The 20,350-nt window shown below is 55.7% G+C and carries 16 protein-coding genes, 1 pseudogene and 1 riboswitch; of the genes and pseudogenes, 9 read left to right on the forward strand and 8 right to left on the reverse strand.

The features are described from left to right. Positions 1–46: 46 nt before the first annotated feature. From PGR29_RS23710 to PGR29_RS23725, 4 genes and pseudogenes are all read right to left on the reverse strand, one after another. A complete protein-coding gene (locus PGR29_RS23710; protein ID WP_113374910.1) occupies positions 47–796 on the reverse strand; it encodes a DeoR/GlpR family DNA-binding transcription regulator in 750 nt (249 codons plus the stop codon). Positions 797–934: 138 nt separating this feature from the next. Beyond that, positions 935–2,038, reverse strand: coding sequence for a bifunctional L-1,2-propanediol dehydrogenase/glycerol dehydrogenase (gene gldA, locus PGR29_RS23715; RefSeq protein ID WP_213317839.1), 1,104 nt, complete (start codon positions 2,036–2,038; stop codon positions 935–937). Positions 2,039–2,092: 54 nt separating this feature from the next. After that, positions 2,093–2,755: a fructose-6-phosphate aldolase gene (gene fsa, locus PGR29_RS23720; protein ID WP_316425476.1), complete on the reverse strand. Its 663-nt coding sequence runs from the start codon at positions 2,753–2,755 to the stop codon at positions 2,093–2,095. Between the two features lie 205 nt (positions 2,756–2,960). Next, positions 2,961–3,940: pseudogene (locus PGR29_RS23725) on the reverse strand (helix-turn-helix transcriptional regulator). A 24-nt stretch (positions 3,941–3,964) separates the two neighbouring features. Here PGR29_RS23725 and zinT point away from each other — a divergent pair. Beyond that, positions 3,965–4,615, forward strand: coding sequence for a metal-binding protein ZinT (gene zinT, locus PGR29_RS23730; RefSeq protein ID WP_113374913.1), 651 nt, complete (start codon positions 3,965–3,967; stop codon positions 4,613–4,615). Between the two features lie 46 nt (positions 4,616–4,661). Here the strand turns inward: zinT and ppc are convergent, their stop codons facing one another. Both ppc and argE read right to left on the reverse strand, forming a co-directional pair. Then, entirely contained in the window at positions 4,662–7,313 is a 2,652-nt protein-coding gene (gene ppc / locus PGR29_RS23735; protein WP_047047252.1) for a phosphoenolpyruvate carboxylase, read from the reverse strand. 257 nt (positions 7,314–7,570) lie between these two features. Continuing rightward, positions 7,571–8,722: an acetylornithine deacetylase gene (gene argE, locus PGR29_RS23740; protein WP_015368914.1), complete on the reverse strand. Its 1,152-nt coding sequence runs from the start codon at positions 8,720–8,722 to the stop codon at positions 7,571–7,573. 113 nt (positions 8,723–8,835) lie between these two features. Between argE and argC the strand changes: the two genes are divergently transcribed. The 4 genes from argC to oxyR all read left to right on the forward strand — a co-directional run bounded on the left by argC (position 8,836) and on the right by oxyR (position 13,269). After that, positions 8,836–9,840: an N-acetyl-gamma-glutamyl-phosphate reductase gene (gene argC / locus PGR29_RS23745; protein WP_271032462.1), complete on the forward strand. Its 1,005-nt coding sequence runs from the start codon at positions 8,836–8,838 to the stop codon at positions 9,838–9,840. A gap of 9 nt (positions 9,841–9,849) precedes the next feature. Further along, on the forward strand, positions 9,850–10,626 hold the full coding sequence (argB, locus tag PGR29_RS23750; protein ID WP_113374915.1) for an acetylglutamate kinase: 777 nt from the start codon (positions 9,850–9,852) through the stop codon (positions 10,624–10,626). A gap of 101 nt (positions 10,627–10,727) precedes the next feature. Continuing rightward, complete coding sequence (argH, locus tag PGR29_RS23755) at positions 10,728–12,101, forward strand: argininosuccinate lyase (protein WP_316425477.1); 1,374 nt, start codon at positions 10,728–10,730, stop codon at positions 12,099–12,101. 250 nt (positions 12,102–12,351) lie between these two features. Next, positions 12,352–13,269 carry a DNA-binding transcriptional regulator OxyR gene (gene oxyR, locus PGR29_RS23760; protein WP_015368909.1) on the forward strand — a complete coding sequence of 306 codons (918 nt, stop codon included), beginning with the start codon at positions 12,352–12,354 and terminating at the stop codon, positions 13,267–13,269. Here the strand turns inward: oxyR and sthA are convergent. Further along, positions 13,252–14,652 (reverse strand): Si-specific NAD(P)(+) transhydrogenase, encoded by a 1,401-nt coding sequence (gene sthA / locus PGR29_RS23765; protein WP_015368908.1) that lies wholly within the window; start codon positions 14,650–14,652, stop codon positions 13,252–13,254. The two genes, oxyR and sthA, sit on opposite strands and share 18 nt — an antisense overlap. A gap of 196 nt (positions 14,653–14,848) precedes the next feature. On the opposite strand from sthA, the gene fabR reads away from it, so the two are divergent. Both fabR and PGR29_RS23775 read left to right on the forward strand, forming a co-directional pair. Next, positions 14,849–15,484, forward strand: a complete 636-nt coding sequence (gene fabR / locus PGR29_RS23770; protein WP_015368907.1) for an HTH-type transcriptional repressor FabR — start codon at positions 14,849–14,851, stop codon at positions 15,482–15,484. 15 nt (positions 15,485–15,499) lie between these two features. Then, a complete protein-coding gene (locus PGR29_RS23775; protein ID WP_045395329.1) occupies positions 15,500–15,859 on the forward strand; it encodes a YijD family membrane protein in 360 nt (119 codons plus the stop codon). A 52-nt stretch (positions 15,860–15,911) separates the two neighbouring features. Here the strand turns inward: PGR29_RS23775 and trmA are convergent, their stop codons facing one another. Next, positions 15,912–17,012, reverse strand: a complete 1,101-nt coding sequence (gene trmA, locus PGR29_RS23780) for a tRNA (uridine(54)-C5)-methyltransferase TrmA (RefSeq protein WP_113374917.1) — start codon at positions 17,010–17,012, stop codon at positions 15,912–15,914. A 115-nt stretch (positions 17,013–17,127) separates the two neighbouring features. Next, a riboswitch (cobalamin riboswitch) is annotated at positions 17,128–17,315 on the forward strand. 65 nt (positions 17,316–17,380) lie between these two features. On the opposite strand from trmA, the gene btuB reads away from it, so the two are divergent. Both btuB and murI read left to right on the forward strand, forming a co-directional pair. Then, the gene (gene btuB / locus PGR29_RS23785) at positions 17,381–19,228 is read left to right on the forward strand and encodes a TonB-dependent vitamin B12 receptor BtuB (RefSeq protein WP_316425479.1); all 1,848 of its coding nucleotides are present in this window, start codon (positions 17,381–17,383) and stop codon (positions 19,226–19,228) included. Continuing rightward, positions 19,173–20,024 carry a glutamate racemase gene (murI, locus tag PGR29_RS23790; RefSeq protein ID WP_316425480.1) on the forward strand — a complete coding sequence of 284 codons (852 nt, stop codon included), beginning with the start codon at positions 19,173–19,175 and terminating at the stop codon, positions 20,022–20,024. Before btuB ends, murI begins: the two co-directional genes overlap by 56 nt. Positions 20,025–20,350 lie beyond the last annotated feature (326 nt).

A 20,350-nucleotide genomic window follows, 5' to 3' on the forward strand; every position in this document is an offset into this window, starting at 1 on the left:
TTTAGAAAAAACGGAAAAGAACAAACGCCCGTTGCCGGGCGTGAGGTTACGCTGCGCTGTCGGCCAACAGCAGCTCGGTTTTTTGCGCAGTCAGCAGGGAGAGGATGTCGGCAGGGAGGCCATCCTGACTAATAACGATGTCAAAATCGTCCAGTCGGGCATGCCCGGCAAGGAAAGTTTGCTCGAATTTACTTTTATCGGCGAGAAGGATTTTTTGTCGTCCGGCGCGTAACAGCGCCCGCTTGACGTGGGCATCGGTCATTTTAGGGACCGTTAGCTCGCCATGCTGGTTAATACCCTGGGTGCTGATAAAGACCTTATCGGCATGAATGGTGCTGAAAAACTCCGCGGTACTGAAAGAGATCATCCCCTGGGTATCATCTTCATATTCCCCCGGGGCGACGATTAGCTTGATGTTTTTTCGCCCCTTTAGCAGATTCACTACCGGTACTGAGTTAGTGATCACCATAATTTTTTTATCGAAAATAGATTGCGCCAGCGCCAGCAGCGTGGTCCCGCAGTCGATGATGATCGTGTCGCCGTCTTCAACCAGTTCTGCCGCTTTACGGCCAATCAGGTGTTTATCGTCAACCATCTGCACGGATTTAAGCTGGAAGCTTGGCTCGACGCTGGCGCCGCTGGTCAGATAGGCGCCGCCGTAGGTCGTTTTGACGATTCCCTGTTTTTCAAAGAATGACAGATCCCGACGGATAGTCATTTTGGTGACGCCGAATTTCTCGGCCAGTTCGTTCACAACGACTTTTTTGTCCTGCTGCAGAATGGCGTAAATGCTCATTCTTCTATCTGATGATTGCATAACAACGGTTCGCCCAAAGGAAAAACGCACTATAAAACACATCCAGCGTGCGGGCAATTGGCGATAAAAGGAACATGAAAGAACACGCCCGGCAAACGCCGGGCGTAAAGGGAAAGGTTATTCCCACTCTTGCAGGAAACGCTGACCGTATTGGTCGGCCACCAGCAGCGCGGCGTAAACCTGATCGGCGCAGGCGCCGCCCGGCATATTGTGGATGGTTTCGCCTTCGGCGCAGGCGGCTTCCGCGACCGTGCGCATTTTAGCCGGGATGTCGCCTTTAATATCGAGCTGCGCCAGCGTGATGGGCAGGCCGACGCTGTGACAAAGCGCCGCCGCGGTCTCAATCTCTTCCACCGGCGCGTTTTCCAGCACCAGCTGCGTCAGCGTACCAAATGCGACTTTCTCGCCGTGGTAGAAGTGATGGGCGTCCGGGATGGCGGTCAGGCCGTTGTGAATCGCGTGCGCCGCCGCCAGCCCGCCACTCTCAAAGCCGACGCCGCTCAGGTAGGTGTTGGCTTCGATCACCCGTTCAAGCGCTGGAGTGACCACATGCTGCTCGGCGGCAAGCATCGCCTTTTCGCCTTCTTCAACTAGCGTGTTGTAGCAGAGTTCCGCTAACGCCAGCGCCGCCTGTGTGCACTTACCGCCCGCCATAGTGGTCGCGCCGCTGCGCGAGCAGGCGCGGGCTTCAAACCAGGTCGCCAGCGCATCGCCAATCCCGGCGGCCAGCAGGCGTGCTGGCGCGGCCGCGACGATCTGCGTATCAACAACCACCATGTTCGGGTTGTGCGGCAGCATCAGATAGCTTTCGAATTCGCCATCATCGGTATAGATAACAGACAACGCGCTGCACGGCGCATCGGTGGAGGCGATAGTTGGGGCTACTACTACCGGCAGATGCATATAGTGAGCCAGCGCTTTCGCGGTATCCAGCGTCTTGCCGCCGCCGATGCCGAGCACCGCATGGCATTGGGCGCTGCTGGCGATATCGCGCAGGCGGTTGATTTCATTTTGCGAACATTCACCGCCGAACGGGGCGATTTCGGCCACCAGACCAGCGCCGCTCAGGCTGGTACGCAGCTGCTCTTCGGCAAAGCCGAGAACGAACTTGTCGCCGATGATTAGCCAGCGTTCAGCCAGCGGTTTGAGATATTCGCCGAGGCGCTTGATGGCGCCAGCGCCCTGGATGTATTTACCGGGTGATTGAATAATGCGATCCATTTCGATTCCTCCTCGATGACCGTGCAAGCCGCCTGTTGGCGGCCGACGATCGGATTACAGGTTCAACGTGCCAAATGCGTTATTCCAGTCCTGCTCGAACTTCTCTATGGCTGACTCTACCGCAGGGGTGCCGAGCATTTGTTGCGCTACGTCTAAGGGGAGGGTGATAGCTTCGCAGCCGGCTAACAGGCAATCCAGCGCCTGGCGCGGGGTTTTGAAGCTCGCGGTCAGGACTTTGCTTTCCGGGGCGTGCATTTCCAGCAGGGATTGCAGTTCTTGCACCATGCGAATACCGTCACCGCCCTGGGCGTCGACGCGGTTGACGTACGGCGCGACGTATTTCGCGCCGGCCAGCGCCGCGAGCAGCCCCTGGGAAGCGCTATAGACCGCGGTGCCAAGCGTAGGGATGCCTTCTTTTTTTAGCACTTTGATGGCGGCGAGGCCTTCGGCGGTCACCGGGATCTTAACCACGATTCCTGGTACGGCGTTACTCAGGCGTTTGGCTTCAGCCACCATACCTTGCGCATCGCGACTCATGGTCTGCGCGAACAGAATACCTTCCGGGCCAACGGCTTTTTGCAGGCGCGGCAGAACGTCCCAAACCGGGGTTTTGCCGGCGGCGATGATGCTCGGGTTGGTGGTGACGCCAGCCAGCGGATAAATGCGGGCCAGACGTTCAACTTCAGCGACGTTCGCGGTGTCCAGATAGAGTTCCATAACCATTCCTCGATGTGTAATTCAATGATGTTGAGGTAAGGATACGGCTTCCGTTTGCCTGCCCGCCAGATGACAAATTTGCCAAAAACTGGATAAATGTACGCATTACGGTTAAGAGTGATTTAGATCACGTTTGTCCGTGTGATAGTGCCTCCAGGCTGAAATAGCCTGCAGGTAGAAATCAGTAACTTACAAAAATCTAGTTTTACGGCGCAGAGGGGTTTTCCGTCAGCTGGCTATGGTACTGGCGGCGATACTCGGAAGGTGAACGTTCAGTATTCTTGCGAAACAGGCGGCAGAAGTAATTGCTGTCGGCGAAGCCGCAGGCGTGGGCGATATCTTTTACCTTCATATCATGACCCTTCAGCAGCATGCGCGCCTGTTCGAGACGGATATGATTGAGGTATTCGTTAAAGCCCATAGGTCCGCACTTCTGAAACAGATGCGAGAGATAGTTGGGAGAGAGATAAAACGCCTGTGCTACGGATTCCCGGCTCAGCGGCTCGGCGAAATGAATATCGATATATTGGCGGATCGCCTCGAATAGCGCCTGGCTGCGCGATGAGGTTTGCGCCTGGCTACCCAGTAGATCGGTACAGTGGCTGAGTAGGCTAATGACGATGCAGCGGGCGGTTTGCTGCTCCTGCGGCTGCATGCGTATTTCATTTAGCGCCTGTAGCAGAAATGAACCCACGCGCGGCCCGCGGCGCGGTACCTGAATCTTCTGGACCAGGGTTAGCGCTTCTCCGTTCCAGCGCTGCAGCGAAAATTCCAGCTGCTGTTTGCCGAATAAGATGCTTAGCAGCAGGCATGGGGTCTGCCATCGCGGCCAGTTCCAGCTATCGCTCGCAATATAGAGTACGTCACGCGCCTGCAGCGGCGCGGCGTTATCGCCGAGGGCGAGATCGTACAACTGCCCCTCAATGACGATATTCAGACGTGGAAAATCAACCTTGATCGCGGCGTCGGCTGGCGGGCGTGATTCTCCGGCAAAATGCACTTCCGCAATGCAGGTTTGTTTTTTCACTAATGAATCAATGAGCTGATTGATGCTGTTATCCATCTTTACCCCGCCAAAACGCCACGCATTTCATCATACCGGACATTTTTCCAGCGGTAAAAGTACGAACTCATCGTTATTGCTTCTCGGTTAAGATATGTTATATCGTAACATTTTGTCGCAATCGATATTTAACTCAGGAGAGAGTAATGACCCGAAAGATCCCCATGCTCGCGTTTGGTTTCGGCATAGCGCTTGCCGGCGCTCAGGCTTTTGCCCACGGTAATCATAGTCATGGCCCGGCGTTAACTGAAACAGAACGCCAGGCCAGCGAAGGCATTTTTGCCGATAAAGATGTGAAGGATCGCGCGTTGAGCGATTGGGATGGCGTCTGGCAGTCAGTCTATCCGTATCTGCTGAATGGCGACCTTGATCCGGTGCTGGAGCAGAAGGCGAAAAAGCCCGGCGCCATGAGCGTGGAAGAGTATCGCGCCTATTACAAGAAAGGTTACGCCACCGATGTGGAGCAGATTGGCATCGAAGATGGGGTGATAGAGTTCCACGTCGGCAAGACCGTTAATAGCTGCAAATATACCTACTCAGGCTACAAAATTCTGCAATACGCCTCCGGCAAGAAGGGGGTTCGTTACCTGTTTGAGTGCCAACAGGGCGATGGTAACGCGCCGAAATTCGTCCAATTCAGCGACCACATTATTAGCCCGCGTAAATCACAGCATTTCCATATATTTATGGGCAATGAATCTCAGGAAGCCTTGCTGAAAGAGATGGATAACTGGCCGACCTATTATCCTTATGCGCTGCATAAAGAGCAGATCGTCGATGAGATGTTGCATCACTAAAATGAGAGGGAAAATCCCCCGGCCGGGCGGCCGGGGGAAACGGTGACTAGCCGGTATTACGCATCCCTGCCGCGACGCCGGCAATGGTGACCATCAGCGCTTGCTCAACGCGCGCATCCGGTTCTTCGCCTGCTTCTTCGGCCTGGCGCGAACGGTGCAACAGTTCGGCCTGCAGGACGTTAAGCGGGTCGGTATAGATGTTACGCAACTGGATGGATTCGGCGATCCACGGCAGGTCGGCCATCAGGTGGGAGTCATTAGCGATAGCCAGCACCACTTTGATATCGGCGGTTAACAGCTGACGTAGCTCTTCGCCTAGCTTCCACAGTTCCGGTTTCACCAGCCGCTGATCGTAGTACTCCGCCAGCCACAGGTCGGCTTTTGAGTAGACCATCTCCAGCATTCCGAGACGGGTCGAGAAGAATGGCCAATCGCGGCACATGCTTTCCAGCTCGCTTTGCTTACCGCCCTCGACCACTTTCTGCAGCGCGGCGCCGGCGCCCAGCCAGGCCGGCAGCATCAGGCGGTTCTGGGTCCAGGCGAAGATCCACGGGATGGCGCGCAGTGACTCGACGCCGCCGGTCGGGCGACGCTTCGCCGGGCGCGAGCCAAGCGGCAGTTTGCCCAGTTCTTGTTCCGGGGTCGCGGAGCGGAAATAAGGGACGAAGTCTTTGTTTTCCCGCACGTAGCCGCGGTACATCTTGCAGGAGACATCGGACAGCTCGGCCATGATTTCGCGCCACTGCGGTTTTGGTTCCGGCGGCGGAAGCAGGTTGGCTTCCAGAATCGCGCTGGTGTACAACGACAGGCTGCTGATGGTCACTTCCGGCAGGCCGTACTTAAAGCGGATCATCTCGCCCTGTTCGGTGACGCGCAGGCCGCCTTTCAGGCTGCCCGGCGGCTGCGAGAGCAGCGCCGCGTGGGCCGGCGCGCCGCCGCGACCGATGGAGCCGCCGCGACCGTGGAACAGCGTCAGTTCAATACCGGCTTTTTCGCAGGTTTTGATCAGCGCGTCCTGGGCCTGGTACTGGGCCCAGGAGGCGGCCATGACGCCAGCATCTTTGGCCGAGTCGGAATAACCGATCATGACCATCTGTTTGCCCTGAATAAAGCCGCGATACCAGTCAATATTCAGCAACTGAGTCATGACGTCGTTGGCGTTGTTCAGGTCGTCCAGCGTTTCAAACAGCGGCGCAACCGGCAGCGCGAAGCCGATACCGGCTTCTTTTAACAGCAAATGAACCGCCAGCACGTCGGACGGCGTTTTGGCCATTGAGATCACATAAGCAGCGATCGATCCACGCGGCGCTTCGGCGATCACTTTGCAGGTGTCGAGAACTTCGCGGGTCTCTTCGCTCGGCTCCCACTGACGCGGCAGCAGCGGGCGTTTGGAGTTCAGTTCACGGATCAGGAAGGCCTGCTTGTCGGCTTCCGACCAGCTTTCATAATCGCCGATCCCGAGGTAGCGGGTCATTTCGCCCAGCGCTTCGGTGTGGCGGGTGCTTTCCTGACGAATATCGATACGCACCAGGGGTACGCCGAAAGATTTCACCCGGCGCAGGGTATCAAGCAGTTCGCCGTTGGCGATGATGCCCATGCCGCAGGCCTGGAGCGATTTATAGCAGGCATACAGCGGTTCCCACAGCTGTTCGTTTTGCGTGATAAGCCCTGCCGGTTTCGGCAGTTTTTGCCCTTTCAGGCGAGCTTCCAGCCAGGCCTGGGTCTCCATCAACTGACTACGCAGCTTTTTCATCAGATAACGATACGGCTCTTGCGCGCCTTCCGCGCCGGCCAAATCGCGGAGCTCGTCGGTGCATTCGACCATCGACAGCTCAGAGATAAGCACCTGGATATCTTTCAGGAACAGATCGGTCGCTTTCCAGCGGCTGAGCAGCAGCACGTGGCGGGTGATATCGGCGGTGACGTTCGGGTTGCCGTCACGGTCGCCGCCCATCCAGGAGGTGAAGCGTACCGGGACGAAATCAACCGGTAGCTGGTAGCCGAGGTTGGCTTCCAGCTGTTCGTTCAGCTCGCGCAGATAGTTCGGCACGCCTTCCCACAGGCTGTTTTCAACTACCGCGAAACCCCATTTGGCTTCATCGACCGGAGAAGGACGGTACTTACGAATTTCATCGGTATGCCAGGACTGGGCGATCAGCTGGCGCAGGCGGCGCATCAGCTGATTGTGCTCGTAGTCGGCGATATCTTTGTTATCCAACTGCTTAAGGCAGTTGTTGACTTCCACCATTTTATGGATCAGCGTCCGGCGGGTGATCTCGGTCGGGTGAGCGGTTAACACCAGCTCCAGCGACAGGGATTCCACCGCTTTTTTAATGGTGTCTTCGTTGAGATTGGGTTGGTCTTTGAGTTTTCTCAGGGTACGAGCAATAACTTCCGGATTGCTGGCGGCTTCGCCGTTGGGCGAAATGCTGTGATATTGCTCGGCGGTATTAGCCAGATTCAAAAACTGGCTAAAGGCGCGCGCTACCGGCAGCAGCTCGTCGTTGGACAAGTTTTGCAGCGTGGTAAGCAGCTCCTGGCGATTGGCCTCATTGCCCGCGCGAGAAGATTTGGACAACTTACGGATAGTTTCGACTCGATCAAGAATGTTTTCTCCTAGCGCATCCTTGATGGTGTCGCCCAGCACCTTACCGAGCATACTGACATTACTACGCAAAGCGGAATATTGTTCGTTCATGTTACCCCAGACACCCCATCTCATTTTATTTTGTTATATCCGGCGCTCCGTGATTTGAGCAGTGGATAAGCAACCCGTCTTTTATAAAGCCACGTAAATACCCCCGCGTCAATTGCTGCGAAATCGCTTCAGCAAACGAATAAATAGCGATAATTTGCGAAAGTTAACTCAGCGGTCGGCGGATAAGCATTACTTATGGAAGTGTGACGATCGTCACTCTCCCGCCTCCGGACGCGAAGGCGGGAAAATAGCAGCGATTAATGCCAGCAGAAGTGATGGACAACCTGGGTGATGAGCTCGCGCGTCGGCTTAATAAACCGCGTCTCCAGATATTCATCCGGCTGGTGGGCCTGGTTGATGGAGCCCGGACCTAACACCAGCGTAGGACACAGCGTCTGGATAAACGGCGCTTCGGTGCAGTAGTTCACCACTTCGGTCTGCGCGCCGAGCAGTTTTTCAACCACTTCTACCAGCTTGTGGTCCGGAGGGCATTCATAGCCAGGGATCGGTGGATGCAGCTCAGAGACCGTCAGACGCCCCGGCCAGCGTTCGCTCACCGGCGCCAGCGCTTCATCCAGCAGGCCGTTCAGGTCGTTAAGCGTCATACCCGGCAATGGACGAATATCCATGTGCAGCTCGCAGCAGGCGCAGATGCGGTTGGATGCATCGCCGCCGTGAATAGCGCCCAGGTTGAGCGTCGGATAAGGCACGGTGAAGGCGGCGTAGTGGTAACGCTCTTTTAAGTCATCGCGCAGTTGCATGATGCGGCCAATCGCATCGTGCATCAGTTCGATAGCGTTCACGCCGCGCGCCGGGTCGCTGGAGTGGCCGGACTGGCCCAGTACGCGTACCGCTGTTGAAATGTGGCCTTTATGCGCCCGTACCGGCTGCAGCGAGGTCGGCTCGCCGATGATCGCGCAATCCGGGCGCAGCTGTGTGGTTTCGGCGAAGTAGCGCGCGCCCGCCATGCTGGTTTCTTCGTCAGCGGTAGCCAGTATATACAGCGGTTTTTTCAATTTACTGACGTCAACGTCGCGCAGGGCATCGAGGATAAACGCGAAGAAGCCTTTCATATCGGCGGTGCCGAGCCCGTAGAGTTTGTTGTCGTGCTCGGTAAGGGTAAACGGGTCGCGAGTCCAGCGGCCATCGTCGAAAGGCACGGTATCGGTATGCCCGGCGAGCAGCAGGCCGCCAGCGCCGTGGCCGGTACTGGCCAACATATTGAATTTATTACGCGTCTCAGGTACCGGCTGGATCTCGACGTTAAAGCCCAGATCGCGGAACCAGCCGCCGAGTAAATTGATTAAAGACTCATTGCTTTGATCCAGCGCTTCTTCGGTCGCGCTGATGGAAGGTGTGGCGATCAATGCGCGGTAAATCTCGATAAAGGGCGGTAAATTGTTTTTCATTGTTGACACACCTCTGGTCATGATAGTATCAATATTCATGCAGTATTTGTGAATAAAAATACAATATCGTTGAGCGCAATAAAACCCATCGAATGTAAGGAGATGCTCTTCCAATGCTAAATACGCTGATCGTGGGAGCTAGCGGCTATGCCGGCGCAGAGCTGGTGGCCTATGTAAATCGCCACCCTCATATGAACATAACCGCTTTGACCGTCTCCGCGCAAAGTAATGATGCTGGAAAGTTCATTTCCGATATACATCCGCAGCTGAAAGGTATTGTCGACCTGCCGCTGCAGGCGATGTCTGATATCAGCGAATTTAGCGCTGGCGCGGATGTGGTGTTCCTCGCGACCGCGCATGAAGTTAGCCACGATCTGGCGCCGCAGTTTTTGGCCGCGGGCTGCGTGGTGTTCGATTTGTCCGGCGCGTTTCGCGTCAACGATGGCGCGTTCTACGAAAAATACTACGGTTTCACTCATCGGCATCCGGACCTGCTCAAACAGGCGGTATACGGCCTGGCGGAGTGGAACGTCGAAGCATTGAAAGAGGCGAATTTGATCGCGGTGCCTGGCTGCTACCCGACGGCGGCGCAGCTGTCGTTAAAACCGCTGATCGATGCCGGTCTGCTGGATCTGAAGCAGTGGCCGGTGATCAACGCCACCAGCGGCGTCAGCGGCGCCGGTCGTAAGGCGGCGATGAGCAATAGCTTCTGTGAAGTCAGCCTGCAGCCGTACGGCGTTTTCAATCATCGCCATCATCCAGAAATTGCCACCCATCTGGGCGCAGAGGTGATCTTCACTCCCCATTTGGGCAATTTTAAACGCGGTATTCTTGAAACCATTACCTGTCGCCTGAAGCCGGGCGTCGGTAAAGAGCAGGTTGCAGAGGTCTTCCAGCAGGCCTATGCCAATAAGCCGTTGGTCCGTTTATACGATAAAGGCGTACCGGCGCTGAAAAATGTGGTTGGGCTGCCATTCTGTGATATCGGTTTTGCCGTCCAGGATGAACATATTATCGTCGTGGCCGCAGAAGATAACCTGCTGAAAGGCGCGGCAGCGCAGGCCGTGCAGTGCGCTAACATTCGTTTCGGCTTCGCTGAGACGCAGTCTTTAATTTAAGGTGTGATGATGAACAATCCATTGATTATCAAACTTGGCGGCGTGTTGTTGGATAGCGAAGAAGCGCTGGAACGTCTGTTTACCGCGCTGGTGCACTACCGCGAAACACACCAGCGTCCGCTGGTTATCGTCCACGGCGGCGGCTGCGTGGTGGATGAGCTGATGAAACAGCTTAATCTGCCGGTGAAAAAGAAAAATGGCCTGCGCGTAACGCCTGCCGATCAGATTGACATCATTACCGGCGCGCTGGCGGGAACCGCCAACAAAACGCTGCTGGCATGGGCGAAAAAGCATGGTCTGGCTTCGGTAGGGCTGTTCCTCGGCGATGGCGATAGCGTGAAGGTGACTCAGTTGGATGAAGAACTGGGCCACGTTGGTAAAGCGCAGGCAGGCTCGCCGACGCTTATCAATACGCTGTTGGCGGGCGGCTACCTGCCTGTCGTGAGCTCGATCGGCGTCACCGACCAAGGACAACTGATGAACGTCAACGCCGATCAGGCAGCGACGGCGCTGGCGGCGACGCTGGGCGCGGATCTTATCTTGCTGTCCGATGTTAGCGGCATTCTCGACGGTAAAGGTCAGCGGATTGCGGAAATGACCGCCTCCAGGGCCGAGCAACTGATTGAACAAGGCATTATTACCGACGGCATGATCGTGAAAGTGAACGCGGCGCTGGACGCGGCGCGCGAGCTGGGCCGTCCGGTAGATATCGCCTCCTGGCGCCATGCCGAGCAGCTGCCGGCATTATTTAACGGTACCCCGATCGGTACGCGTATTTTGGCTTAAGATTGAATGCCCGGCGGCGCGTTGCTTGCCGGGGCAACAAGACCGTAGGCCGGGTAAGCGTAGCGCGACCCGGCAGAACTCACGAATTAAGGAAGCATGTTATGGCACTTTGGGGCGGGCGTTTTACACAGGCAGCAGATCAGCGGTTCAAACAATTCAACGACTCTTTACGCTTTGACTATCGTCTGGCGGAACAGGATATCGTGGGATCCGTCGCCTGGTCCAAAGCGCTGGTAACCGTAGGCGTACTGACCGCCGATGAGCAGCTGCAGCTGGAAGAGGCGCTGAACGTCTTGCTGGAAGAGGTACGCGCCAACCCGCAGCAAATCCTTGAAAGCGATGCCGAAGATATCCATAGCTGGGTCGAAGGAAAACTGATCGATAAAGTCGGCCAGTTGGGCAAAAAACTGCATACTGGACGTAGTCGTAATGACCAGGTCGCCACCGATCTCAAGCTGTGGTGCAAAGAGACCGTCACCGAGCTGCTGTCCGCGACCCGCCAACTGCAAAGCGCGCTGGTGGAAACCGCGGGCAACAATCAGGACGCGGTGATGCCGGGTTATACCCATCTGCAGCGCGCCCAGCCGGTGACTTTTGCGCACTGGTGTCTGGCCTACGTTGAAATGCTGGCCCGTGATGAAAGCCGCCTGCAGGATGCGCTCAAGCGCCTTGATGTCAGCCCGCTGGGCTGCGGCGCGCTGGCGGGAACCGCTTATGAAATCGACCGTGAACAGCTGGCCGGTTGGTTGGGTTTCGCATCGGCGACCCGTAACAGCCTCGATAGCGTCTCCGATCGCGATCACGTGCTGGAGCTGCTTTCCGATGCCTCTATCGGCATGGTGCACCTGTCGCGTTTTGCCGAAGATCTGATTTTCTTCAATACCGGCGAAGCGGGTTTTGTTGAATTGTCTGACCGCGTTACTTCCGGCTCGTCGCTGATGCCGCAGAAGAAAAACCCGGATGCGCTGGAACTGATCCGCGGTAAATGCGGCCGCGTGCAGGGCGCGCTGACCGGCATGATGATGACCCTGAAAGGGCTACCGCTGGCCTACAACAAAGATATGCAGGAAGACAAAGAAGGGCTGTTCGATGCGCTGGACACCTGGCTCGACTGCCTGCACATGGCGGCGCTGGTGCTGGACGGTATCCAGGTGAAACGTCCGCGCTGTGCGGAAGCGGCGCAGCAGGGTTACGCCAACGCTACCGAGCTGGCGGATTACCTGGTGGCAAAAGGCGTTCCGTTCCGCGAAGCACACCATATCGTCGGTGAAGCGGTGGTTGAAGCGATTGCTCAGGGCAAAGCGCTGGAAGATTTACCGTTAAGCGACCTGCAAAAGTTCAGCAACGTTATCGGCGATGACGTCTATCCGATCCTGTCGTTGGAGTCCTGCCTTGATAAACGTGCGGCCAAAGGCGGCGTCTCGCCGCAGCAGGTGGCGCAGGCGATTGCCGACGCCAGACAGCGCCTGGTGTAAGAGATTGCACCGGTGTTGAATGAGCCTGGGTACTCCCGGGCTTTTTTACGTAAAAAAAAGCGGACACGAAGTCCGCAAAAGTTCACGTTGGCTTTAGTTGTTCGGGTAGGGAAACTGTGAGGCGACTCAATGATTTTCAGATGTTCTCCTCGTTTCTGTGGTTATTATTGAACAGAAAACTTGATAGGGATAATCGTTCGTTGCTATTCTATCTATCGCCATGGACTATCGTGGCGATGGAGGATGAATAATGAATATTCGCGATCTTGAATACCTGGTAGCGCTGGCTGAGCATCGCCACTTCCGACGTGCGGCAGATTCCTGCCACGTCAGTCAGCCCACGCTCAGCGGACAAATTCGCAAGCTGGAAGATGAACTTGGGGTGATGTTGCTGGAGCGCACCAGCCGTAAGGTTCTGTTCACTCAGGCGGGTTTGCTGCTGGTGGATCAGGCGCGTACCGTGCTACGCGAAGTAAAAGTGCTCAAGGAGATGGCAAGCCAGCAAGGGGAAACCATGTCCGGGCCGCTGCATATCGGCCTGATCCCGACGGTGGGGCCATATTTGCTGCCGCACATAATCCCGATGCTGCATCAGACTTTCCCGAAGCTGGAAATGTATCTGCATGAGGCGCAAACCCATCAGCTGCTGGCGCAGCTCGATAGCGGTAAGCTCGACTGCGCGATCCTCGCGCTGGTCAAAGAGAGTGAAGCCTTTATCGAAGTGCCGCTGTTCGATGAGCCGATGATGCTGGCTATCTACGAAGACCATCCGTGGGCAGAGCGCGATCGCGTTCCGATGGCGGATTTAGCGGGTGAAAAGCTATTGATGCTGGAAGACGGACACTGTCTGCGCGACCAGGCGATGGGCTTCTGCTTTGAAGCGGGTGCGGATGAAGATACCCACTTCCGGGCGACCAGCCTTGAAACGCTGCGCAACATGGTTGCCGCCGGAAGTGGTATTACGCTGCTGCCGGCGCTGGCGGTGCCGCAGGAGAGAAAACGCGATGGCGTGGTCTATATTCCGTGCATTAAGCCGGAACCAAGACGTACGATCGGGCTGGTTTATCGTCCTGGTTCGCCGCTGCGTAGCCGCTATGAGCATCTGGCGGAGGCCATCCGCAGTACTATGGATGGCCACTTTGATAAGGCGTTAAAAGAGGCGGTTTAAGCCGTTTAACGCCGCTACCCGATAGGCTTCGGCCATGGTCGGGTAGTTAAAGGTGGTGTTAACGAAGTACTCAATGGTGTTACCGCCACCTTTCTGCTCCATAATCGCCTGACCGATATGAATAATTTCGGCCGCGCGCTCACCAAAGCAGTGGATACCGAGGATCTCTTTCGTCTCACGATGGAACAGAATCTTCAGCGTACCTACGCTCATACCGACGATTTGCGCCCGCGCCAGATGTTTAAACTGCGCGCGACCCACCTCATAAGGCACCTTCATGGCGGTTAGCTGCTGCTCGGTTTTACCCACTGAGCTGATTTCTGGAATGGTGTAGATCCCGGTCGGGATATCTTCAATCAGATGCGCGGAGGCTTCGCCTTTGATCAGCGCCTGTGCGGCGATGCGCCCCTGATCGTAAGCCGCTGACGCCAGGCTCGGATAACCGATAACGTCGCCGACGGCATAGATATGCGGCAGAGCGGTCTGATACATGCTGTTCACTTTCAGCTGGCCGCGGCTGTCGGTTTGCAGACCGATATTTTCCAGCGCCAGGGTGTCGGTGTTACCGGTACGGCCGTTGGCATACAGCAGACAGTCAGCTTTCAGCTTCTTACCGGATTTCAGATGCATGATCACGCCATCATCAACGCCTTCGATTTTCTCGTACTCTTCGTTGTGGCGGATAACCACGCCGCTGTTCCAGAAGTGATAGGAGAGCGAATCGGACATCTCCTGATCGAGGAACGCCAGTAGACGATCGCGGGTATTGATCAGATCGACCTTCACCTCCATACCGCGGAAGATCGACGCGTACTCGCAGCCGATCACCCCGGCGCCGTAAATGATCACATGGCGCGGTTCGTGGTGCAGGCTAAGAATGGAATCGCTGTCGTAAATACGCGGGTGGTGGAAATCGACGTCGGCCGGATGATACGGGCGCGAGCCGCAGGCGATAACGAATTTCTCGGCGGTGACCGTTTCTACGGTGCCATCGTGACACTCCAGCGCCAGCGTGTGCTCATCAACAAAGTGGGCGTTGCCCTGCAGAATTTCGCAGTGGTTGCGCTCATAGAAACCCTGACGCATATGGGTTTGCTGGTTAATGACGCTGTCGGCATGGTTGAGGATGTCGGCGAAGGAAGAACGGAGAAGACGGGAATGGTCGCTGTAGAGGGGGTTTTGGTTAAACTCAATAATACGGCTGACGGCATGGCGAAGCGCTTTTGACGGGATGGTTCCCCAGTGGGTACAACCACCGCCGACGTTATGGTAGCGCTCGATAACGGCAACACGAGCTCCCTGTTTCACCAGTCCCATCGCGGCGCCTTCGCCGCCAGGACCGGAACCAATCACTATTGCATCATAATCCCAAGAGTGTGACATGGCATTACTCACCTGTTTTATACACAAAATAAACACGATGATAACATTTGGCGAGCTTTAACCCAATTATCGTTGTGCTTTTTTGCGGCATAAAAGCAGAAACGGCTCATAAACAATCATTCACAATCCAGTACAAACCGATTAGTTTTAATCTCTGGTATAGTGCCGACAGGGCTATTGGAAGGATTCATACATCGTGATGGGCGTAAGAGCACAACAAAAAGAAAAAACCCGCCGCTCGCTGGTGGAAGCGGCATTTAGCCAACTTAGCGCTGAGCGAAGCTTTGCCAGCCTGAGCTTGCGCGAGGTTGCGCGGGAAGCAGGGATCGCGCCGACGTCCTTTTATCGTCATTTTCGCGATGTCGATGAGTTAGGCCTGACAATGGTAGACGAAAGCGGGCTAATGTTGCGCCAGCTGATGCGCCAGGCGCGCCAGCGCATTGCGAAAGGCGGCAGCGTGATCCGCACCTCCGTCTCTACCTTTATGGAGTTTATTGGTAACAACCCGAACGCTTTCCGTCTGCTGTTGCGTGAGCGTTCTGGCACATCCGCGGCGTTTCGAGCCGCTGTAGCGCGCGAGATCCAGCATTTCATCGCGGAACTTGCCGACTATTTAGAACTCGAAAACCATATGCCGCGCGCCTTTACTGAAGCGCAGGCTGAAGCTATGGTCACCATCGTATTCAACGCCGGTGCGGAAGCGTTGGACGTTAGTCCGGAGCAGCGCCGACAGCTGGAAGAGCGGCTGGTACTGCAGCTCAGAATGATTTCAAAAGGCGCGTATTACTGGTATCGCCGTGAACAAGAAAAAATGTCACATCATTCCGAATAACGTGAAGGACGAGCAATGAAACACTCAGTTCAAGATAAAGGTACGCTACTGCTGGCGCTGATCGCGGGTTTGTCCATTAATGGCACCTTCGCCGCGCTGTTCAGCTCAATCGTTCCCTTTTCCATCTTCCCGGTTCTGTCGCTGCTGCTGACGGTGTACTGCCTGCATCAGCGCTATCAGAACCGCAGTATGCCAGTCGGGCTGCCGGGGCTTTCCGCCGCCTGCTTTATTCTCGGCGTCCTGCTGTATAGCACCGTGGTGCGCGCAGAATATCCGGATATCGGCTCTAACTTCTTCCCGGCGGTGCTGTCCGTCGTGATGGTGTTCTGGATCGGTTACAAGATGCGCAACCGCAAAGATACCGCGGCGGAGTAATCCGCCAGGCAATAACCCGGCAACGTTGCGTTCGCCGGGTTTTTTTATGCGTTTATTTCTTCGTTAACAGGACGCCGCATTCCATATGGTGGGTATACGGGAACTGATCGAATAGCGCCAGGCGGGTGACATTGTGCGTCTGGCTGAGGGTTTCCAGGTTCTGGCACAGTGTTTCCGGGTTGCAGGAGATATAGAGAATTCGCGGATAGGCCTGGACCATTTTTTCTGTCTCGCTATCCAGCCCGCTGCGCGGCGGATCGACAAAAATGGTTTCGCACTGATAGCTCTGCAGATCGATGCCCTGCAGGCGATTAAACTGCCGCACGCCGTTCATCGCCTGGGTAAACTCTTCCGCCGCCATGCGGATAATTTGCACGTTATCGATATGGTTGGCGGCAATATTGTATTGCGCGGAGGCGACTGACGGTTTAGCGATTTCCGTCGCCAGCACGCGCTCGAAGTTACGCGCCAGCGCCAGCGAGAAGTTGCCGTTGCCGCAGTAGAGCTCCAGCAGATCGCCGGTGGAACCTTTGGTGACGTCCAGCGCCCACTCCAGCATCTGAATATTCATCGCCGCGTTTGGCTGGGTAAAGCTGTTTTCCACCTGACGATAGATCATTTCGCGCCCGCCAACCGGCAGACGTTCATCGACATAATCCCTATCGAGCTCAATTTTGGTTTTAGTGGCGCGGCCAATCAGCTGCACGTTGAGGTTTTGCGCGCGTAGGGCATCGCGCAGCGCTTCCGCCTGCTGGCGCCACTCGTCGTCGAGCTTTTTATGATAGAGCAGCGAGACGATGGCCTGGTTGCTCATGGTCGTCAGATAATCAATCTGGAAAAGCTTATGGCGCAGGACCGGGTTATGGCGCACGCCGTCGAGCATTGCCGGCATCAGCTGGTTGATGAGCTCGCTGGCGGCCGGGAAGGTATCGACGCGAATACGCGACTTGGTCTGCTGATCGAAGATGATGTGATAGAGGTCGTCGCCGTCGTGCCACAGGCGAAATTCAGCGCGCATCCGGTAGTGGCTGACCGGCGAACGAAATACCTCCGGAACCGGCGCGGCAAAAGGGGCCATCATTTTCTGCAAACGGACGACTTTTTCTGCCAGTTGCGCTTCGTATTGCTCGGTAGGAAGGTGTTCGGGGGTCATGATGCATCCTGAATAAAATAAGTACGCGGGGATTGTAGGGAAAGCATTGGGGATGTCCAGCCCTCGTTGCGGATGAAATATCGTTATAGCAGTCTGGACATCTATATGTTTCTAATTGTAGCATCTTGCAACCGGTCCTCTGAGTTAATAGGGAATCCAGTGCGAATCTGGAGCTGACGCGCAGCGGTAAGGAAAGGCGAGAAATAAGCGCACTCGGTGCAGACACTGCGGTTAGCCGTGGGAAGTCATTATTTCTTAAAGCAGCCTCCAAGCCCGAAGACCTGCCGGATACGTCGCATTTGGTTTCTATCATCGCGAGCTACTGATAGAGCCGGCGGCATCCTCTCTATATTATGGATGCTTTTACAATGATTAAAAAAGCTTCGCTGATGACGGCTTTATCCGTCACGGCATTTTCCGGCTGGGCGCAGGACAGCAATTCAAATACGTTAGTGGTGACGGCAAACCGTGTGGCGCAACCTATCGAGACCGTGCTGGCGCCGGTGAGCGTGGTGACGCGGCAGGATATCGATCGCTGGCAGTCAACTTCTCTCACCGATGTGATGCGCCGCCTGCCGGGCGTGGACATCGCGCAAAACGGCGGCATGGGGCAGCAGAGCTCTCTTTTCGTACGCGGCACCAACTCCAGCCATGTCTTAATTTTGGTGGATGGCGTACGTCTGAATCAGGCGGGCGTCAGCGGCTCTTCCGACTTAAGCCAGTTCCCTATCGCTCTGGTGCAGCGCATTGAATACGTTCGCGGCCCGCGCTCGGCGGTCTACGGCTCAGACGCGATTGGCGGGGTGGTGAACATTATTACCACTCGTGACCAGGACGGCACAACGCTCAATGCCGGCGTGGGCTCAAATGGCTACCAGAACTATGGCGGCAGCACGCAGCAGACTTTCGGCGGTAATACCCGCGTCACCCTGGCGGGAGACTATACCTATACCAAAGGCTTTGATGTGGTTGCGGAAGGCAATACCGGCGGCGTTCGCCAGCCGGATCGCGATGGCTTTATGAGCAAAACGATCTACGGCGCGCTGGAGCATAGCTTCTCCAATGAGTGGAGCGGCTTTGTGCGCGGGTACGGCTATGACAACCGGACGGCCTACGACGGCTCTCCTTATGGCGGCGTATTAGTCGACACTCGCCAGCTGTACAGCCAGACCTGGGATGCCGGCCTGCGTTTTAATCAGGATATCTTCCACTCGCAGCTGACTTCCAGCTATAGCCACAGCAAGGACTACAATTACGATCCGCGACTGGGGCGCTATGACATCTCGGCGACGCTGGATGAAGTGAAACAGTACAACGTGCAGTGGGCGAACACGGTCGATGTTGGCCACGGCAACGTTGGCGCTGGAATCGACTGGCAGAAACAAACCACCGAGCCTGGCACGAACTATGTGACCGAAGGCTACGAAATCCGTAATACCGGCCTGTTTCTCACTGGCTTGCAAAAGTTGGGCGATTTCACCCTGGAAGGGGCGGCGCGTAGTGATGATAACTCGCAGTTTGGCCAGCACGGTACCTGGCAGAGCAGCGCCGCGTGGGAGTTTATCGACGGCTATCGCTTTATCGCCTCTTATGGCACCGCCTACAAAGCGCCGAATCTCGGCCAGCTGTACGGCTTCTATGGTAATCAGAATCTCGACCCGGAAGAGAGCAAGCAGTGGGAAGGGGCCTTTGAAGGCCTGACGTCTGGGGTGACATGGCGGCTGTCCGGGTATCGTAATGACATCGATAATCTGATCGACTACGACTCGCAGCTGATGAAATATTACAACGTCGGCAAGGCGCGTATTAAAGGTATTGAAGCGACGGCGTCGTTTGATACCGGGCCGCTGGCGCACAGTATCAGCTATGACTATGTCGATGCGCGTGATGCGAAAACCAACGAGCTGCTGGTGCGCCGGGCAAAACAACAGGTGAAATACCAACTGGACTGGCAGGTTTATGATTTCGACTGGGGTGTGACCTATCACTATCTTGGCACCCGTTATGACAACACTTACGACCCGGTAACCTATGCGCCTGAGAGCGTTAAGTTGGGCGGCGTCAGCTTGTGGGATCTCGCAGTTTCGTATCCAGTCACCTCACATCTCACAGTTCGTGGTAAAATAGCCAACCTGTTCGATAAAGATTACGAGACAGTATATGGCTACCAAACTGCAGGACGGGAATACACCTTGTCTGGCAGCTACACCTTCTGATCCACGTCCCACCGTGCTGGTGTTTGATTCCGGCGTCGGTGGGTTGTCGGTATATAACGAGATTCGGCAGCTTCTGCCGGATCTACATTACATTTATGCTTTCGATAACGTTGCTTTCCCCTATGGCGAGAAGAGCGAAGAGTTTATCGTTGAGCGTGTTGTTGAGATCGTGACTGCCGTTCAGCAACGCTATCCTCTGGCGCTGGCGGTCATCGCCTGTAATACCGCCAGTACCGTTTCCCTGCCAGCCCTACGTGAAAAGTTCGCTTTCCCGGTGGTCGGCGTGGTGCCGGCAATTAAGCCTGCCGCGCGCTTAACGGCAAACGGCATTGTTGGCCTGCTGGCGACGCGCGGTACCGTCAAGCGTCCTTATACCCGTGAACTCATTGAGCGCTTTGCCAATGAATGCCGCATCGAAATGCTGGGTTCCGCTGAACTGGTGGAATTGGCAGAGGCGAAGCTGCACGGCGAAGCGGTACCGTTAGAAGAGCTGCGTCGAATTCTGCGTCCGTGGCTACGGATGCAGGAACCGCCCGATACGGTCGTATTAGGTTGTACGCACTTCCCGCTACTGGCGGAAGAACTGCAACAGGTTATGCCGGAAGGAACGCGGTTTATCGATTCCGGCGCGGCGATTGCTCGACGCACCGCCTGGCTGCTGGAGCATGAAGCGCCGGATGCCAAATCGAATGATGCCAATAAGGCTTTTTGCATGGCGATTACCCCGGATACTGAACAGCTTTTACCCGTTTTACAGCGTTACGGCTTTGAAACGCTGGAAAAACTACCGCTTTAATGGCGTTTTGCGCAAAAAAAAGACGGTTGAAAAGTTTTTTGAAAACAGGGCTTGTCAACGTCTCAGAACTCCCTATAATGCGCCACCACTGACACGGAACAACGGCAAACAAGCCGCCGGGTCAGCGGGGTTCCGGTGAGAACCTCGCGGAGAAAAGCAAAATAAATGCTTGACTCTGAGGCGGGAAAGCGTAATATGCACACCCCGCGCCGCAGCGAAAAACGAAGCGGCACTGCTCTTTAACAATTTATCAGACAATCTGTGTGGGCACTCAAAGTGACATGGATTCTTAACGTCCTCGGACGAAAAATGAATACCAAGTCTCT

The organism is Klebsiella sp. 141203, assembly GCF_032601985.1.
Taxonomy (GTDB): Bacteria; Pseudomonadota; Gammaproteobacteria; order Enterobacterales; family Enterobacteriaceae; genus Klebsiella; species Klebsiella aerogenes.